Below are 16,572 nucleotides of genomic sequence, written 5' to 3' on the forward strand. Positions count from 1 at the left end.
TATGATTTTTATTAATTTTTTACGAAATTATTGAATGTGATTTTTACTAGCATTTACCGTTATTTTTGTTTTATATTTTATTTTCCGTCGAATTTATAATTTATTAAGAATTGGTGTTAGCGAAGTTTTATCAATTCAAAAACCTGAAATTAGAAAGCATTCATTAATAATGAGTGATTGCTTTTCCTTGTCGGCTAATTATCAAGTTGATATTAATAAAAATAAATTAATTATTTTTGTTCATGACTTTTTCAATAGTAAAGCTGATTTTAAGTTTTATATTGATTATTTTCAAAAAATTGGGTATAATTTTTTAGCGTTTGATTTACGATATCATCATAATGAAGTCGCTAATAAAAAAGTAACATTAGGAAGTAATATTAAAGATTTAGTAACAATTATTAATTTATTTAATAACAAATATCCTCATCAACAAATTTACTTGCTTGGACAAGGATTAGGTGCTAATATTATATCTTGTCTTAGTAATAAAGCACAGGTTACAGGGATAATATTATTGAATATAATTAGTAATCCTAATTATCTTGATAGTGATTTGAAAACAAAATTTATTTCATTGTATGGTTTTTGATTTGATCGTAATGTTAAATTACCAGTTGTTTTGGTGGAGAAATTAATTAGTAAGAATAAACCTTATCAGTTACAAATTAAGAAATATTTTGAAAATAAACCGTTTTTATTATGATATCGGTTACAAATGAACTCTTTAATTAATAAATCGTATTGAAAACTTAAAAGTTCAAATAAAAAAGTTTTGTTATTACAAAGTAATAATCATCCGTTTGGTAATCAAAAAAAAATTAAAAAGTTGATGTGGGCTCATTTACTATATTTCATTGATGATGCGCATGATTTACTATGAAGTAAAAACTATGAGCAATATTGTAAAATGATTCATCAATGAATTGAAAATAGTAGTTAATGTTTAAGGAGAAAAGTATGAAAAGAGAATATTATAATTTTGAAAATATTCGGTTATTACCTAAAAAATGTATTGTTGAATCAAGGAAAGACTGTGATGCTAGTGTGCAGTTAGGTAAATTTAAATTTAAGTTACCAATTGTTCCTGCTAATATGACAACAGTTATTAGTGAAACAATGGCATTATTTTTAGCTAAAAATAATTATTTTTATATTATGCATCGTTTTGAGTTTGATAATGTGGCTTTTGTTGCTAAAATGAAAGTCCAAAATCTTTATAGTTCAATTAGTTTAGGAATTAAATTAGAGGATTATAATGTCATTGATGAATTGAAAGCAAAAAATTTAATTCCTGATTTTATTACTATTGATATTGCTCATGGACATTCGCAATATATGGAAAAGATGCTTAAATACATTAAAATTAATTTACCACAAACATTTGTTATTGCGGGAAATATTGCTACGGTTGAAGCAGCACAAGATTTAGTTTTTTGAGGAGCTGATTGTGTTAAAGTTGGTATTGGTCCGGGAAAAGTTTGTACGACAAAGTTAAAGACTGGTTTTGGCACCGCTGGATGACAGCCCAAAGCTTGTTTAGACATTTTTAATGCGATTAAACAACCAATTATTTTAGATGGTGGTTTACGCGAACATGGTGATATTGCTAAAGCGATTAGATTTGGGGCAACAATTTGTATGGTGGGAGCGATATTAGCAGGATTGGAAGAATCGCCAGGGAAAACTGTTCAAGTTGATGGTCAATTTTTGAAAGAATATTATGGTTCAGCTAGTGTTTTTAATAAAAAAAATACTGATAATATTGAAGGCAAGAGAATTTTTGTTCCGATTGAAGGAAATATTGCTTCGAAGTTAAGAGAAATTAATCAGGATTTACAATCAGCAATTTCATATTCGGGAGGCAATAAACTTTTTGATTTAAGAACCGTTGATTATGTTTTATTAGTTAGTGAATAAAAAAAGAAAAAATGTTATTTTTAAATAAATGACATTTTTTCTTTTAAATGAAAGATGTTTTACTAAATCTTATGTTAAGATAAATTTATAAGTTTATATTTGAGAGGAGTAAGAAAATGACAAAACTAAAAAATTCATCTTTTGTGAGAGTTTTTCATAGTTTTGGCAGTAAAAAAATATGAGCTATTGCTATTTTAGCAATGGCAGATGTATTATCAATGATATTGCCTTTTTATTTAAAAAATGTTTTTTCTAATATTCATACTGAGTTTGGTATTAGTGAAGGAAAATTTACTAGTGCCATTGCAATATATGGGTATGTCTTATTGCCATCATATTTATTTGGTGGCTATCTTGCTGATAAAGTTAGTTTAAAGTTATTAATTGTTAGTGGTTTAGCAATGATTGGTGGCGTTGGTTTTTGATATGGAGCAATTCCATTTATGCAAGGTACCGAAGAAGCGATTTTTAGTCAGTTAGTAGCGATATTTGTTATTTGAGGATTAGCAACAGGATTTATTTTTTGATCAGCATTATGAAAATTATTGTCACAACAAGCAACCGACAAGCAACAAGGAACAGTTAATGGCTTATTAGGCAGTATTAATGGTTTATTTGGTGCTTTAATTGTTGTTTTTTCTTATGCGATTTATTTTTTTTTAAAAGCAACAAGTTTAGATAATTGAGCATTTCCGGCTTTATGTTGAGTTTTATCAGCAACAGCTTTAATTGTTTGTGTTTTAACAATGTTATTTGTTGAAGAAAAGAAAAAAACGAAAGCTTTTGCTTTTAAGTGAGATGAATTGCGACTTATTATTGGTAATATTAAGGTGTGGTTAGTAACACTATTAATTTTAGGTGTTTATATGTTTCAATCAGGTTTAAGCGTTTTTATTAATTACTTAGAAAATAGTTTAAAAGTTGCTAGTGTGGTAACATTTATTTTAGGAATTGTTAGAACTTATCTCTCACGGTTTGCTGTGTCTTCATTTGCAGGAAATATTGCTGATCGCTGAGGGAAATATATTCTCTTTATTACTTTGGGACTAGTAATAAATAGTTGTTTAATTTTGATTGCTATTATTACTCCTGGGTTTGGAACAACAATTAATAATTTTGGAGCTGTTGGCAAAATTGCAATTCAAATTATTGTTTCGGCGATGTTTATTCTTTTAGGAATAACTTGTTGATGTTTAGTAACTAATCGTTGAGCAGTAATTAATGAATTAAATATTCCTGAAAAGAATTATGGTTTAATGGTAGCATTTATTTCTTTAATTTCTTTTTCTCCTGATGCTTGATTTTGACATATTGCTTCTGTTGTTTATAAGAGCTATGAAATCGTTGAAATTGTTAATGGTAAAGAAGAAAAATTTTCTAGCCAAACGGGATATCAAATTGTCTTAACAATGATTCTTGTTGTTTCATTATTAGCAGTATTAGCGGGATCCATATTATTTTTTTTAAAAAGAAAAGATAATAAGCGCTTAAAAATATCAGTTAGTTAATAAAATCAATATTAGACTTCTTGCGATACCTTTTTTATTAAAATATTCTTATAAAATATAATTTATGAGGATATCAAAATATGAACAATAATAAATTTAATACTCTTAATGATAAAGAATGGTTAAGATTAACAGGAATAAAAAAATCCACTTTTAATAAAATGTTAGATATTTTACAAGTAGCTGAAACAGAAAAATTTAAAAAAGGTGGTAAAACTAATAAATTATCACTAGAAAATAGATTATTAGACTTCTTGCATAACCTATTAAAAAAATTACAAATATTTGTAAAAAGACAGTAATAGAAAAATATAATTTTAATTAATTATGTCTTTTATCTAAAAAATTAATATTTTGCCACAACAAAAAATGAATTTATTATTTAAATTCTTTAATTTTAAATAAATCTTTTATGTTAAATTAATAATTGCAAATTATAAATTGAGGCAATTAAATTAAATCTTAAACCAAATCTTTTTCTACGATTACGATATTTTTCTGTCATAATTTTAAATTTTTTAAGAATAGCAAAAATATTTTCAATAATAATTCTCATTTTTGAAACTAGTCTATTATGTTGTTTTTGTGCTTTATTTAAATGGTTTTTCTTTGTTTTCTTTGTAGGTATTAGAACATTATTGTGAATTTTTTGTATTCCTTGATAACCACTATCAACTATTAATTTGGTATTTTTTAAAATTGAGATTTTTGATTCTTTAAATAAAGCATAATCATGTTTTTTCCCAAGTGAAAAACTTGTTGCAATAATTTTTCTGGTTTCTTGTTCGATAATTACTTGTGTTTTAATGGTGTGTTTTTTCTTTTTACCAGAATAAGATTGTTTTTGTCTTTTTTTGGGCGTTGGATTGGAGTTTCGGTAGCATCAATAATAATAGTTTTATCATTAAAATAATCATTTATTAGTGCTTTTTTACCAGCAAGTTGTTGAAAATCAGAGTTTTTAATTAAAATATCTTCAATTCACTTGATATTGCGATAACAATTAGCTTCACTAATTCCGAAATTTTTACCAAGATGAAAATAAGTCTGATATTCTCGTCAATATGATAAAGTCATCAATAGACTTCTTGCGATACCTTTTTTATTAAAATATTCTTATAAAATATAATTTATGAGGATATCAAAATATGAACAATAATAAATTTAATACTCTTAATGATAAAGAATGGTTAAGATTAACAGGAATAAAAAAATCCACTTTTAATAAAATGTTAGATATTTTACAAGTAGCTGAAATAGAAAAATTTAAAAAAGGTGGTAAAACTAATAAATTATCACTAGAAAATAGATTATTAGACTTCTTGCGATACTTTTTTTATTAAAATATTCTTATAAAATATAATTTATGAGGATATCAAAATATGAACAATAATAAATTTAATACTCTTAATGATAAAGAATGGTTAAGATTAACAGGAATAAAAAAATCCACTTTTAATAAAATGTTAGATATTTTACAAGTAGCTGAAATAGAAAAATTTAAAAAAGGTGGTAAAACTAATAAATTATCACTAGAAAATAGATTATTGATGACTTTATCATATTGACGAGAATATCAGACTTATTTTCATCTTGGTAAAAATTTCGGAATTAGTGAAGCTAATTGTTATAGCAATATCAAGTGAATTGAAGATATTTTAATTAAAAACTCTGATTTTCAACAACTTGCTGGTAAAAAAGCACTAATAAATGATTATTTTAATGATAAAACTATTATTATTGATGCTACCGAAACTCCAATCCAACGCCCAAAAAAAGACAAAAACAATCTTATTCTGGTAAAAAGAAAAAACACACCATTAAAACACAAGTAATTATCGAACAAGAAACCAGAAAAATTATTGCAACAAGTTTTTCACTTGGGAAAAAACATGATTATGCTTTATTTAAAGAATCAAAAATCTCAATTTTAAAAAATACCAAATTAATAGTTGATAGTGGTTATCAAGGAATACAAAAAATTCACAATAATGTTCTAATACCTACAAAGAAAACAAATAAAAACCATTTAAATAAAGCACAAAAACAACATAATAGACTAGTTTCAAAAATGAGAATTATTATTGAAAATATTTTTGCTATTCTTAAAAAATTTAAAATTATGACAGAAAAATATCGTAATCGTAGAAAAAGATTTGGTTTAAGATTTAATTTAATTGCCTCAATTTATAATTTGCAATTATTAATTTAACATAAAAGATTTATTTAAAATTAAAGAATTTAAATAATAAATTCATTTTTTGTTGTGGCAAAATATTAATTTTTTAGATAAAAGACATAATTAATTAAAATTATATTTTTCTATTACTGTCTTTTTACAAATATTTGTAATTTTTTAATAGGTTATGCAAGAAGTCTATTGTTTTTGTCTTTTTTTGGGCGTTGGATTGGAGTTTCGGTAGCATCAATAATAATAGTTTTATCATTAAAATAATCATTTATTAGTGCTTTTTTACCAGCAAGTTGTTGAAAATGAGAGTTTTTAATTAAAATATCTTCAATTCACTTGATATTCCGATAACAATTAGCTTCACTAATTCCGAAATTTTTACCAAGATGAAAATAAGTCTGATATTCTCGTCAATATGATAAAGTCATCAATAATCTATTTTCTAGTGATAATTTATTAGTTTTACCACCTTTTTTAAATTTTTCTATTTCAGCTACTTGTAAAATATCTAACATTTTATTAAAAGTGGATTTTTTTATTCCTGTTAATCTTAACCATTCTTTATCATTAAGAGTATTAAATTTATTATTGTTCATATTTTGATATCCTCATAAATTATATTTTATAAGAATATTTTAATAAAAAAGGTATCGCAAGAAGTCTATTAATCCATTAGGTTCAATATTAGTTTGATTTAAATTTTTAGTTTCTTTTAAATTAGAATTATTAATCATTCTTAAAACATCCCTTCTTTTTTAATTTTACTATTTATCATTATAGCCAATAAACAATATAATGCAATAATAGCAAAATTTTAAAACAATCCCTTATCTAATTTTGATATAATATTTTTAATTAAAAAAAATCTACGGAGGAAATTATGAAACCAACACGAGGAAAACTAATTTTTAAAATATTTGCTTTCATATTTACAATAGCATTTTTAATTGCTACATATATTAATTCAATGGTATTAAAATTATGAGTACCTAAATCTGACTTACCATTTCTATATGGCGATTTTACACTTCAGTATTTATCTTTTTTTACTACGCAATCAAATATCATTGTTGCCATATGATTTCTATTAGCAACAATTAATTATCAAAATGAAGATAAAAGTATTTTAACAGGACAAACAAGTAAACTTTTCATAACTAGTTATATTTCCGTAACTTTTTTTGTTTGACTTATAGTCCTAATGCCCACCGCTTTTAAATATATGGGAATAAATGCCTGAATTTATGGCGTTGCCCAACACATTATTGTCCCATTATTAATGATTATTTATGGCATCTGAAATATTGGCAGTAATAAAATTGAATTAAATAACTATTTAAAAAAAAATATCTGAATATACTTAAGTTATCCATTAACATACATTATCTATGTTATGCTTCGTGGCGAAATGCGCTGAGCAGATGGTAAAGAAAACTTATCATACCCTTACTTTTTCTTAAACCTTCATAATGAAAATTTTGGAATGAATGGGATTTTAGTATTTGTTATCTTTGCAACTTTAATTTTATTTTTATTTATTGTATTTAACTTGCTATACATATTTATTAACAATTTTAAAAACAAAAAATAAAAAATATTAGAAAATAATTTAAATTTTAAAAATGAGAATACCTAAATATTCTCATTTTTACTTATCTTTAATATAATCTTTTAATTGTTCTAAACAATCCAATTTTTCTCAACTAAAATTATCATCTTTACCAAAATGGCCATAAACGGTAGTTTTTTGATAAATTGGTTGCATTAACTGCAAACAATCAATCATTCCTTGAATTGAAAAATCAAAAACAGCACTAATGGCATCACTAATTATATTAAGAGCAATCTTTTCAGTATTAAATGTCTCAATATAAACAGCAATCGGAGCTTTCATACCAATAACATATGCCAATTGAATTTCACATTTATCAGCCCAATTTAAAGCAACAATATGTTTAGCAACTTTTCTTGCCATATAAGCAGCTGTCCGATCAACTTTAGTAGCATCTTTACCAGAAAAGGCACCACCACCACTACGAGCATATCCACCATAAGTATCCACAATAATTTTTCTTCCTGTTAATCCCGTATCACCATAAGGTCCACCAATAACAAATCTTCCTGTTGGATTAATCAAAAATTTAAAATCAAAATTTAACTTATATTTCTTAGCAATAACTAGCATAATTTTTTGATGAATAAATGTTTTAAATTCACTTTGATTATAATCAGGATGATGTTGAATTGACATTAAAATCGTATCAATTTTAGGTTGGCACCAATTACTATAATCAATCGTTACTTGTGATTTCATATCAGGGCGCGCATCTTTGAATTGTTGATTTTTTCTTAAAGAAGAAGCTAAATGTACTAAATCATGAGCAATTTGAATAGCTAAAGGCATATAAGTTTTAGTTTCATTAGTAGCATAACCAAAAATAATTCCTTGATCGCCTGCTGCTAATTGATGATTATGTTCCACACCACGAATAATATCTTGTGATTGACTATGAAGTAATACTTGAATATCACAAGTATTACCATTAATACCAATTTTTTCATCAATATAACCAATATCACAAATAACTTTTCTAGCAATCGCTTCATAATTTACAATTGCTGATGATTTAATTTCGCCACCAATAATAACCATATTAGTAGTAATAAACACTTCACAAGCTAGTCTTGTTTGCGGGTCTTGTTTTAAACAAGCATCCAAAATAGCATCAGCTATTTGATCACTAATCTTATCGGGATGTCCTTCACTAACAGATTCACTAGTAAATAATATTTTTCTCATACTTTCCTCCATTAATTTATTTAAATAATATAAAACCTTCTTTAACTAAAAAGAAGGTTTTATATTTTAGATATAATCCTTTCCTTATTGTTGGTATTTACCCTGCTAGAAGCACCTTCTTTTAAAAATAAAAGGGTTGCTACTGGTTAAAACTAGCATATCCAGTTCAGAATAAGTGAATGAAAATTTTAAATTGTCCTTAAAAATATTAACATTAATGACTTAAAAATGCAAATTACTTTTAAGTAATTTAATGCATCAATATTAAAAGTTAAAAATTTTCGTTTCCGATTTAGCTTTTTAGAATAATAGACTTCTTGCATAACCTATTAAAAAAATTACAAATATTTGTAAAAAGACAGTAATAGAAAAATATAATTTTAATTAATTATGTCTTTTATCTAAAAAATTAATATTTTGCCACAACAAAAAATGAATTTATTATTTAAATTCTTTAATTTTAAATAAATCTTTTATGTTAAATTAATAATTGCAAATTATAAATTGAGGCAATTAAATTAAATCTTAAACCAAATCTTTTTCTACGATTACGATATTTTTCTGTCATAATTTTAAATTTTTTAAGAATAGCAAAAATATTTTCAATAATAATTCTCATTTTTGAAACTAGTCTATTATGTTGTTTTTGTGCTTTATTTAAATGGTTTTTATTTGTTTTCTTTGTAGGTATTAGAACATTATTGTGAATTTTTTGTATTCCTTGATAACCACTATCAACTATTAATTTGGTATTTTTTAAAATTGGGATTTTTGATTCTTTAAATAAAGCATAATCATGTTTTTTCCTAAGTGAAAAACTTGTTGCAATAATTTTTCTGGTTTCTTGTTCGATAATTACTTGTGTTTTAATGGTGTGTTTTTTCTTTTTACCAGAATAAGATTGTTTTTGTCTTTTTTTGGGCGTTGGATTGGAGTTTCGGTAGCATCAATAATAATAGTTTTATCATTAAAATAATCATTTATTAGTGCTTTTTTACCAGCAAGTTGTTGAAAATCAGAGTTTTTAATTAAAATATCTTCAATTCACTTGATATTGCGATAACAATTAGCTTCACTAATTCCGAAATTTTTACCAAGATGAAAATAAGTCTGATATTCTCGTCAATATGATAAAGTCATCAATAATCTATTTTCTAGTTATAATTTATTATTTTTACCACCTTTTTTAAATTTTTCTATTTCAGCTACTTGTAAAATATCTAACATTTTATTAAAAGTGGATTTTTTTATTCCTGTTAATCTTAACCATTCTTTATCATTAAGAGTATTAAATTTATTATTGTTCATATTTTGATATCCTCATAAATTATATTTTATAAGAATATTTTAATAAAAAAGGTATCGCAAGAAGTCTAATAATTAATAATATCAGAAAAAATAATTTGTTTATTTTCAAAACCCTTAACATAAATATTATAAATATCTAAAAATAATTTTTCTTGCATATCTTTATCTTTTATTAAAGAAAAAAGAAAATTTAATTTAATAAATAAATATTTATATGCTTTTTTGTTGTTTCTAAAGCCTTAGTTAATCTTTTTCTTTACTTTTTTCTGTTAAAAAAATACTATTTTTTAAGTCTAATAATAAACTAGTATCAGTCTTATCTCACAGTTTTTCATCAGCAATTATTTTATCTAAAAGTAAAACTGAGACATTTAAAAATTCTAAAATAAGATGATGAGCATCACCCTTTTGATATTTTCTTAATAAATCTAAATATGTAACTGCTACTTCTTTTAAAAGTAATTCCGAAAAATTCACAATAATTTCATTTTTTAATTCATATATATTAGACTTCTTGCATAACCTATTAAAAAAATTACAAATATTTGTAAAAAAACAGTAATAGAAAAATATAATTTTAATTAATTATGTCTTTTATCTAAAAAATTAATATTTTGCCACAAAAAAAATGAATTTATTATTTAGATTCTTTAATTTTAAATAAATCTTTTATGTTAAATTAATAATTGCAAATTATAAATTGAGGCAATTAAATTAAATCTTAAACCAAATCTTTTTCTACGATTACGATATTTTTCTGTCATAATTTTAAATTTTTTAAGAATAGCAAAAATATTTTCAATAATAATTCTCATTTTTGAAACTAGTCTATTATGTTGTTTTTGTGCTTTATTTAAATGGTTTTTCTTTGTTTTCTTTGTAGGTATTAGAACATTATTGTGAATTTTTTGTATTCCTTGATAACCACTATCAACTATTAATTTGGTATTTTTTAAAATTGGGATTTTTGATTCTTTAAATAAAGCATAATCATGTTTTTTCCCAAGTGAAAAACTTGTTGCAATAATTTTTCTGGTTTCTTGTTCGATAATTACTTGTGTTTTAATGGTGTGTTTTTTCTTTTTACCAGAATAAGATTGTTTTTGTCTTTTTTTGGGCGTTGGATTGGAGTTTCGGTAGCATCAATAATAATAGTTTTATCATTAAAATAATCATTTATTAGTGCTTTTTTACCAGCAAGTTGTTGAAAATCAGAGTTTTTAATTAAAATATCTTCAATTCATTTGATATTGCGATAACAATTAGCTTCACTAATTCCGAAATTTTTACCAAGATGAAAATAAGTCTGATATTCTCGTCAATATGATAAAGTCATCAATAATCTATTTTCTAGTGATAATTTATTAGTTTTACCACCTTTTTTAAATTTTTCTATTTCAGCTACTTGTAAAATATCTAACATTTTATTAAAAGTGGATTTTTTTATTCCTGTTAATCTTAACCATTCTTTATCATTAAGAGTATTAAATTTATTATTGTTCATATTTTGATATCCTCATAAATTATATTTTATAAGAATATTTTAATAAAAAAGGTATCGCAAGAAGTCTAATTAATAATTTAATAATATCTAAATTATTTTCAATAATAGATGAAAATAAAAGAGAATTATCATTATTTTTTTTAAAAATTAATAATCTTATTTTATTTTTGTTTTTTTCTTTTTGTGATATTTTTTTGTCAATTGGATGAATTATTTTATTAGTATTAGCAATTTTTTCTTTATATTTTAATCTAAAATTAACATATATAGTTTCATTTTCGGTTCACTCATCGTTAATTTTTAATAATTCTTTTATTTCAACTAGAAAAATATTTTTTATTTTTTTATATTTTTTATTTTCTTTTTTATTAGACTTCTTGCATAACCTATTAAAAAAATTACAAATATTTGTAAAAAGACAGTAATAGAAAAATATAATTTTAATTAATTATGTCTTTTATCTAAAAAATTAATATTTTGCCACAACAAAAAATGAATTTATTATTTAAATTCTTTAATTTTAAATAAATCTTTTATGTTAAATTAATAATTGCAAATTATAAATTGAGGCAATTAAATTAAATCTTAAACCAAATCTTTTTCTACGATTACGATATTTTTCTGTCATAATTTTAAATTTTTTAAGAATAGCAAAAATATTTTCAATAATAATTCTCATTTTTGAAACTAGTCTATTATGTTGTTTTTGTGCTTTATTTAAATGGTTTTTCTTTGTTTTCTTTGTAGGTATTAGAACATTATTGTGAATTTTTTGTATTCCTTGATAATCACTATCAACTATTAATTTGGTATTTTTTAAAATTGGGATTTTTGATTCTTTAAATAAAGCATAATCATGTTTTTTCCCAAGTGAAAAACTTGTTGCAATAATTTTTCTGGTTTCTTGTTCGATAATTACTTGTGTTTTAATGGTGTGTTTTTTCTTTTTACCAGAATAAGATTGTTTTTGTCTTTTTTTGGGCGTTGGATTGGAGTTTCGGTAGCATCAATAATAATAGTTTTATCATTAAAATAATCATTTATTAGTGCTTTTTTACCAGCAAGTTGTTGAAAATCAGAGTTTTTAATTAAAATATCTTCAATTCACTTGATATTGCGATAACAATTAGCTTCACTAATTCCGAAATTTTTACCAAGATGAAAATAAGTCTGATATTCTCGTCAATATGATAAAGTCATCAATAATCTATTTTCTAGTGATAATTTATTAGTTTTACCACCTTTTTTAAATTTTTCTATTTCAGCTACTTGTAAAATATCTAACATTTTATTAAAAGTGGATTTTTTTATTCCTGTTAATCTTAACCATTCTTTATCATTAAGAGTATTAAATTTATTATTGTTCATATTTTGATATCCTCATAAATTATATTTTATAAGAATATTTTAATAAAAAAGGTATCGCAAGAAGTCTATTAAATAATTCTTCTATTAATTTTAATATTTCTTCTTTTTCATTTTTTGTTTCTAATATTTGATTAATTTCATTTTGATTTTCAAAAACAAAATTACTTAAACTTTTTAAATTTATTAGCTCTTCTCAAATTTCTGTTCTAAATTTATTAAACTGTTCTGAATATTTTTTTCAATCACCTCTTAATTGTGATGTATAATCTTTTCAATTTATTATTTTATTTTTGTTAAATATTTTTTCTTGAATATTTTTTAATATATTTTTACTCTCAGATATGATTTTTTTTAATTCATCAATATTTTTAATATTTGCAAAAATTTCTAAAGTCTTTTCATCACATTGAAACCTCATGGCTTCACTTGTAATAAAAATCATTCTTACTAAATCATCTTTTATTGTTTGATTTTCTTGTTTATTATTATCATAATCTGCTAAATTTGAAATTGCATCTTTTAAAGTTTCGTTAGAAATATTAATATTTTTTCCTTTATCTGGTTTTCCATTTTCTTTTATTACAACATTTAAACCATCACTTGTGTATGCTCCTGTATAATTTAAATTAATCTTTTGACAATTATATTTTTTAATTACTGATTTATTTAAAGTTTTAATTTTTTCTTCATCATCTTTTAAATTTTCACCTTGTAAATTACTGAGTTTTTTATTTAAAGAATTTAATTCATTAGACTTCTTGCGATACCTTTTTTATTAAAATATTCTTATAAAATATAATTTATGAGGATATCAAAATATGAACAATAATAATTTTAATACTCTTAATGATAAAGAATGGTTAAGATTAACAGGAATAAAAAAATCCACTTTTAATAAAATGTTAGATATTTTACAAGTAGCTGAAATAGAAAAATTTAAAAAAGGTGGTAAAACTAATAAATTATCACTAGAAAATAGATTATTGATGACTTTATCATATTGACGAGAATATCAGACTTATTTTCATCTGGGTAAAAATTTCGGAATTAGTGAAGCTAATTGTTATCGCAATATCAAGTGAATTGAAGATATTTTAATTAAAAACTCTGATTTTCAACAACTTGCTGGTAAAAAAGCACTAATAAATGATTATTTTAATGATAAAACTATTATTATTGATGCTACCGAAACTCCAATCCAACGCCCAAAAAAGACAAAAACAATCTTATTCTGGTAAAAAGAAAAAACACACCATTAAAACACAAGTAATTATCGAACAAGAAACTAGAAAAATTATTGCAACAAGTTTTTCACTTTGGAAAAAACATGATTATTCTTTATTTAAAGAATCAAAAATCCCAAATTAATAGTTGATAGTGGTTATCAAGGAATACAAAAAATTCACAATAATGTTCTAATACCTACAAAGAAAACAAAGAAAAACCATTTAAATAAAGCACAAAAACAACATAATAGACTAGTTTCAAAAATGAGAATTATTATTGAAAATATTTTTGCTATTCTTAAAAAATTTAAAATTATGACAGAAAAATATCGTAATCGTAGAAAAAGATTTGGTTTAAGATTTAATTTAATTGCCTCAATTTATAATTTGCAATTATTAATTTAACATAAAAGATTTATTTAAAATTAAAGAATTTAAATAATAAATTCATTTTTTGTTGTGGCAAAATATTAATTTTTTAGATAAAAGACATAATTAATTAAAATTATATTTTTCTATTACTGTCTTTTTACAAATATTTGTAATTTTTTTAATAGGTTATGCAAGAAGTCTATTATTATAATTTAGTTTTTTAATATTTTTCTCTTTTTCTTTAAGAGGAATTAATTTATTTTTTTCTTGCAAATATTCTTTCACTTTTTCTTCATTAGACTTCTTGCGATACCTTTTTTATTAAAATATTAATTCAGAAATAGAAATCAGAAAAGAAATATATAAAAATTCATTATGAAATAAATATAATAATAAAAATGATGATAGTTGAATTAATTATAAAGGTAATGCTGTAACAAATAAATATAATAGATTTAAGTAAGTAAAAATATAAAATTAATATATATTAGTGAAAATTTAATAAAATTAATAATTTTTTATTGTGTAAAAATTCAATAATATGATAAAATGGTAATGAATAAAAATGACAATAACAAGAAAGGCAGGGTTAGTTTAGTAATTAAATAATATAATTAGCTGATTGTTTTACTTCTTCAAAGCAACACCTAAGAAAACTAAACGCGACCTATCTTGGTTTATTGCTTGCAAACTTGCATTATTTTTATTATAATTTATTTTGTTTAAGATTAGTAACAATTTTATAGATTTAAACAACCAATTAAATATAAGTTAGTTTTACTATTGGACCCTTAGCTCAGTTGGTTAGAGCATCCGGCTCATAACCGGATGGCCGTAGGTTCGAGCCCTACAGGGTCCACCATTATGGTATTATTTTATGGAGGTGTACCCAAGCCTGGTTGAAGGGGGCGGTCTTGAAAACCGCAAGGAGTATAAAAACTCGCAGGGGTTCGAATCCCTTCACCTCCGCCATTAGTAATTATTAACGAAACATATCGCGGGATAGAGCAGTCTGGTAGCTCGTCAGGCTCATAACCTGAAGGTCGGAGGTTCAAATCCTCCTCCCGCAACCAATTGGTCCCGTGGTGTAGTGGTTAACATGCCTCTCTGTCACAGAGGAGATCGAGGGTTCAATTCCCTTCGGGACCGCCAGTTAGTTAGGGTTCGGTAGCTCAGTCGGTAGAGCACTTGATTGAAGCTCAAGGTGTCGGCGGTTCAATTCCGCCCCGAACCACCATTAGACTATAAATTAAGATTTTAAAAGGTATTAATAGACTTTTTTAAAATAGTTAAAATAGTTGAAGGAACCTAAAATAAATTTAATTTAAGTAGTTTTTGTAATTAATTACAAAAACTACTTTTTAAAATTATGATATTTCATTTTTACTAATAAAAAAGACTTTTTAGCATCTTTAAGATAAAATAATAATTAGAGAAAGGAGAATAAGCTAATGATTTATACAATTACTTTTAATCCAGCAATTGACTATACAATAAAAGTAGACAATTTTACTGTTGGCAATACTAATCGTTGTTATGAAGATTATTTGCAGTCGGGGGGTAAAGGTATTAACTGTGCTATTATTCTTACCCGATTGGGAATAAAAACTATTACAAGCGGATTTTTAGCTACCAATAATAATGAGTTAATTTTACAAAAGTTAAAAGAAGAAAATATTGTTGCTAACTTTATATTAATTAAAGGAATGGTTCGCATTAATGTCAAAATTAAAAGTGATCAAGAAACAGAAGTTAATGCTAGGGGTCCATTAGTTATTGCTAGTGATTGAGAAGCATTTATCAAACAAGCTAGTGATTATCATTCTGATGATTTTGTTGTTATTTCTGGTAATTTAGCAAATGGAATGGATCAATCGCAACTTAAACAATTTTTAAAAATTCTTAATGAAAAACAAGTTAATTTTTCGTTAGATATTAATAGTGGTAGTTTAAAACATTGTTTATCGTATCAACCGTTATTAATTAAACCTAATTTAGCAGAGTTACAACAATTATGTAATAAGAAATTAATAACAGATTCGCAAATAATAACGGCGGCTAAATTATTACAACAACAAGGTGTTCATAATGTTTTGGTAAGCTTAGGTAAAAACGGTTCAATTTATATTACCAGTGATAACGAAGTTTATCGTATTAGTGCCGCAGAAGGTTTATTAATTAATTCAGTAGGGGCTGGTGATTCAATGTTGGCAGGTTTTATTGCTAGTTATTTTGTTAATAAAAAATCAATTGAAGATAGTTTAAAAATGGCTGCTGCTTGTGGAGCAGCAACAAGTTTTACAAAATGATTAGCTACTGCTCAAGATATTGAAAAATTAGTTCCATTAATTAAGGTGGAAAGGTTGGAAGAGTAA

At 24.0% G+C, this 16,572-nt stretch carries 25 protein-coding genes, 5 tRNA genes and 1 pseudogene; 17 read left to right on the plus strand and 14 right to left on the minus strand.

Annotation, left to right across the window (positions count from 1 at the left end):
- Nucleotide 1 precedes the first annotated feature (1 nt).
- The 4 genes from AACK86_RS01785 (at nucleotide 2) to AACK86_RS01800 (ending at nucleotide 3,730) form a co-directional block, all read left to right on the plus strand.
- Nucleotides 2–943 carry a hypothetical protein gene (locus tag AACK86_RS01785; protein WP_338982242.1) on the plus strand — a complete coding sequence of 314 codons (942 nt, stop codon included), beginning with the start codon at nucleotides 2–4 and terminating at the stop codon, nucleotides 941–943.
- A gap of 17 nt (nucleotides 944–960) precedes the next feature.
- Nucleotides 961–1,920: a GMP reductase gene (locus AACK86_RS01790; RefSeq protein ID WP_338982243.1), complete on the plus strand. Its 960-nt coding sequence runs from the start codon at nucleotides 961–963 to the stop codon at nucleotides 1,918–1,920.
- A 116-nt stretch (nucleotides 1,921–2,036) separates the two neighbouring features.
- Nucleotides 2,037–3,428: an MFS transporter gene (locus tag AACK86_RS01795; RefSeq protein WP_338982244.1), complete on the plus strand. Its 1,392-nt coding sequence runs from the start codon at nucleotides 2,037–2,039 to the stop codon at nucleotides 3,426–3,428.
- A gap of 80 nt (nucleotides 3,429–3,508) precedes the next feature.
- On the plus strand, nucleotides 3,509–3,730 hold the full coding sequence (locus AACK86_RS01800; RefSeq protein WP_338982245.1) for a hypothetical protein: 222 nt from the start codon (nucleotides 3,509–3,511) through the stop codon (nucleotides 3,728–3,730).
- A gap of 113 nt (nucleotides 3,731–3,843) precedes the next feature.
- On the opposite strand, the gene AACK86_RS01805 is transcribed toward AACK86_RS01800, so the two are convergent.
- Together AACK86_RS01805 and AACK86_RS01810 are read right to left on the minus strand one after the other, a co-directional pair.
- Entirely contained in the window at nucleotides 3,844–4,236 is a 393-nt protein-coding gene (locus tag AACK86_RS01805) for a transposase family protein (protein WP_338982644.1), read from the minus strand.
- Complete coding sequence (locus tag AACK86_RS01810; protein ID WP_338982246.1) at nucleotides 4,221–4,505, minus strand: transposase family protein; 285 nt, start codon at nucleotides 4,503–4,505, stop codon at nucleotides 4,221–4,223. Before AACK86_RS01810 ends, AACK86_RS01805 begins: the two co-directional genes overlap by 16 nt.
- Nucleotides 4,506–4,576: 71 nt before the next feature.
- On the opposite strand from AACK86_RS01810, the gene AACK86_RS01815 reads away from it, so the two are divergent.
- Genes AACK86_RS01815 through AACK86_RS06950 form a run of 3 tightly spaced genes read left to right on the plus strand, consistent with a single transcriptional unit; the run spans nucleotide 4,577 to nucleotide 5,640 of the window.
- Nucleotides 4,577–4,771 carry a hypothetical protein gene (locus AACK86_RS01815; RefSeq protein WP_338982247.1) on the plus strand — a complete coding sequence of 65 codons (195 nt, stop codon included), beginning with the start codon at nucleotides 4,577–4,579 and terminating at the stop codon, nucleotides 4,769–4,771.
- A 39-nt stretch (nucleotides 4,772–4,810) separates the two neighbouring features.
- On the plus strand, nucleotides 4,811–5,263 hold the full coding sequence (locus AACK86_RS06945; protein ID WP_422398269.1) for a transposase family protein: 453 nt from the start codon (nucleotides 4,811–4,813) through the stop codon (nucleotides 5,261–5,263).
- Nucleotides 5,248–5,640, plus strand: coding sequence for a transposase family protein (locus tag AACK86_RS06950; protein ID WP_422398327.1), 393 nt, complete (start codon nucleotides 5,248–5,250; stop codon nucleotides 5,638–5,640). The genes AACK86_RS06945 and AACK86_RS06950 overlap by 16 nt, the downstream gene beginning before the upstream one ends.
- 152 nt (nucleotides 5,641–5,792) lie before the next feature.
- On the opposite strand, the gene AACK86_RS01825 is transcribed toward AACK86_RS06950, so the two are convergent.
- Nucleotides 5,793–6,215: a transposase family protein gene (locus tag AACK86_RS01825; protein ID WP_338982249.1), complete on the minus strand. Its 423-nt coding sequence runs from the start codon at nucleotides 6,213–6,215 to the stop codon at nucleotides 5,793–5,795.
- 284 nt (nucleotides 6,216–6,499) lie between these two features.
- Between AACK86_RS01825 and AACK86_RS01830 the strand changes: the two genes are divergently transcribed.
- Nucleotides 6,500–7,210: a Pr6Pr family membrane protein gene (locus AACK86_RS01830; protein WP_338982250.1), complete on the plus strand. Its 711-nt coding sequence runs from the start codon at nucleotides 6,500–6,502 to the stop codon at nucleotides 7,208–7,210.
- A gap of 57 nt (nucleotides 7,211–7,267) precedes the next feature.
- Here the strand turns inward: AACK86_RS01830 and metK are convergent, their stop codons facing one another.
- The 11 genes and pseudogenes from metK to AACK86_RS06990 form a co-directional block, all read right to left on the minus strand.
- Nucleotides 7,268–8,431: a methionine adenosyltransferase gene (gene metK, locus AACK86_RS01835; RefSeq protein ID WP_422398270.1), complete on the minus strand. Its 1,164-nt coding sequence runs from the start codon at nucleotides 8,429–8,431 to the stop codon at nucleotides 7,268–7,270.
- A gap of 466 nt (nucleotides 8,432–8,897) precedes the next feature.
- On the minus strand, nucleotides 8,898–9,290 hold the full coding sequence (locus AACK86_RS06955; RefSeq protein WP_422398328.1) for a transposase: 393 nt from the start codon (nucleotides 9,288–9,290) through the stop codon (nucleotides 8,898–8,900).
- Complete coding sequence (locus AACK86_RS06960) at nucleotides 9,275–9,559, minus strand: transposase family protein (protein ID WP_338982246.1); 285 nt, start codon at nucleotides 9,557–9,559, stop codon at nucleotides 9,275–9,277. The genes AACK86_RS06955 and AACK86_RS06960 overlap by 16 nt, the downstream gene beginning before the upstream one ends.
- 18 nt (nucleotides 9,560–9,577) lie before the next feature.
- Nucleotides 9,578–9,727, minus strand: coding sequence for a hypothetical protein (locus AACK86_RS06965; RefSeq protein ID WP_422398271.1), 150 nt, complete (start codon nucleotides 9,725–9,727; stop codon nucleotides 9,578–9,580).
- Nucleotides 9,728–9,970: 243 nt separating this feature from the next.
- Complete coding sequence (locus AACK86_RS01845; RefSeq protein WP_338982252.1) at nucleotides 9,971–10,204, minus strand: hypothetical protein; 234 nt, start codon at nucleotides 10,202–10,204, stop codon at nucleotides 9,971–9,973.
- A 197-nt stretch (nucleotides 10,205–10,401) separates the two neighbouring features.
- A complete protein-coding gene (locus tag AACK86_RS06970; RefSeq protein ID WP_422398306.1) occupies nucleotides 10,402–10,794 on the minus strand; it encodes a transposase family protein in 393 nt (130 codons plus the stop codon).
- Complete coding sequence (locus tag AACK86_RS06975) at nucleotides 10,779–11,231, minus strand: transposase family protein (RefSeq protein ID WP_338982632.1); 453 nt, start codon at nucleotides 11,229–11,231, stop codon at nucleotides 10,779–10,781. Before AACK86_RS06975 ends, AACK86_RS06970 begins: the two co-directional genes overlap by 16 nt.
- Nucleotides 11,232–11,769: 538 nt before the next feature.
- Nucleotides 11,770–12,162, minus strand: coding sequence for a transposase family protein (locus tag AACK86_RS06980; protein ID WP_422398329.1), 393 nt, complete (start codon nucleotides 12,160–12,162; stop codon nucleotides 11,770–11,772).
- Entirely contained in the window at nucleotides 12,147–12,599 is a 453-nt protein-coding gene (locus AACK86_RS06985) for a transposase family protein (RefSeq protein WP_338982632.1), read from the minus strand. The genes AACK86_RS06980 and AACK86_RS06985 overlap by 16 nt, the downstream gene beginning before the upstream one ends.
- Nucleotides 12,600–12,618: 19 nt before the next feature.
- Nucleotides 12,619–13,041, minus strand: a complete 423-nt coding sequence (locus AACK86_RS01860) for a hypothetical protein (RefSeq protein WP_338982254.1) — start codon at nucleotides 13,039–13,041, stop codon at nucleotides 12,619–12,621.
- Nucleotides 13,042–13,344: pseudogene (locus AACK86_RS06990) on the minus strand (hypothetical protein); the annotation flags it as partial.
- 73 nt (nucleotides 13,345–13,417) lie between these two features.
- Here AACK86_RS06990 and AACK86_RS06995 point away from each other — a divergent pair.
- The 9 genes from AACK86_RS06995 to pfkB all read left to right on the plus strand — a co-directional run bounded on the left by AACK86_RS06995 (nucleotide 13,418) and on the right by pfkB (nucleotide 16,572).
- Nucleotides 13,418–13,837, plus strand: coding sequence for a transposase family protein (locus AACK86_RS06995; RefSeq protein ID WP_422398272.1), 420 nt, complete (start codon nucleotides 13,418–13,420; stop codon nucleotides 13,835–13,837).
- Entirely contained in the window at nucleotides 13,779–13,967 is a 189-nt protein-coding gene (locus tag AACK86_RS07000; RefSeq protein WP_422398273.1) for a hypothetical protein, read from the plus strand. Before AACK86_RS06995 ends, AACK86_RS07000 begins: the two co-directional genes overlap by 59 nt.
- A 32-nt stretch (nucleotides 13,968–13,999) precedes the next feature.
- A complete protein-coding gene (locus tag AACK86_RS07005) occupies nucleotides 14,000–14,230 on the plus strand; it encodes a transposase family protein (protein ID WP_338982655.1) in 231 nt (76 codons plus the stop codon).
- Between the two features lie 752 nt (nucleotides 14,231–14,982).
- A tRNA-Ile gene (locus AACK86_RS01870) sits at nucleotides 14,983–15,059 on the plus strand.
- Nucleotides 15,060–15,076: 17 nt separating this feature from the next.
- Nucleotides 15,077–15,169: transfer RNA gene (locus AACK86_RS01875), tRNA-Ser, on the plus strand.
- A 24-nt stretch (nucleotides 15,170–15,193) separates the two neighbouring features.
- A tRNA-Met gene (locus tag AACK86_RS01880) sits at nucleotides 15,194–15,270 on the plus strand.
- A 3-nt stretch (nucleotides 15,271–15,273) separates the two neighbouring features.
- Nucleotides 15,274–15,349, plus strand: a tRNA-Asp gene (locus tag AACK86_RS01885).
- A gap of 9 nt (nucleotides 15,350–15,358) precedes the next feature.
- Nucleotides 15,359–15,434, plus strand: a tRNA-Phe gene (locus AACK86_RS01890).
- A 214-nt stretch (nucleotides 15,435–15,648) separates the two neighbouring features.
- Complete coding sequence (pfkB, locus tag AACK86_RS01895) at nucleotides 15,649–16,572, plus strand: 1-phosphofructokinase (protein WP_338982255.1); 924 nt, start codon at nucleotides 15,649–15,651, stop codon at nucleotides 16,570–16,572.

This window comes from Spiroplasma endosymbiont of Eupeodes luniger, from assembly GCF_964019525.1.
Lineage (GTDB): Bacteria > Bacillota_I > Bacilli_A > Mycoplasmatales > Nriv7 > Nriv7.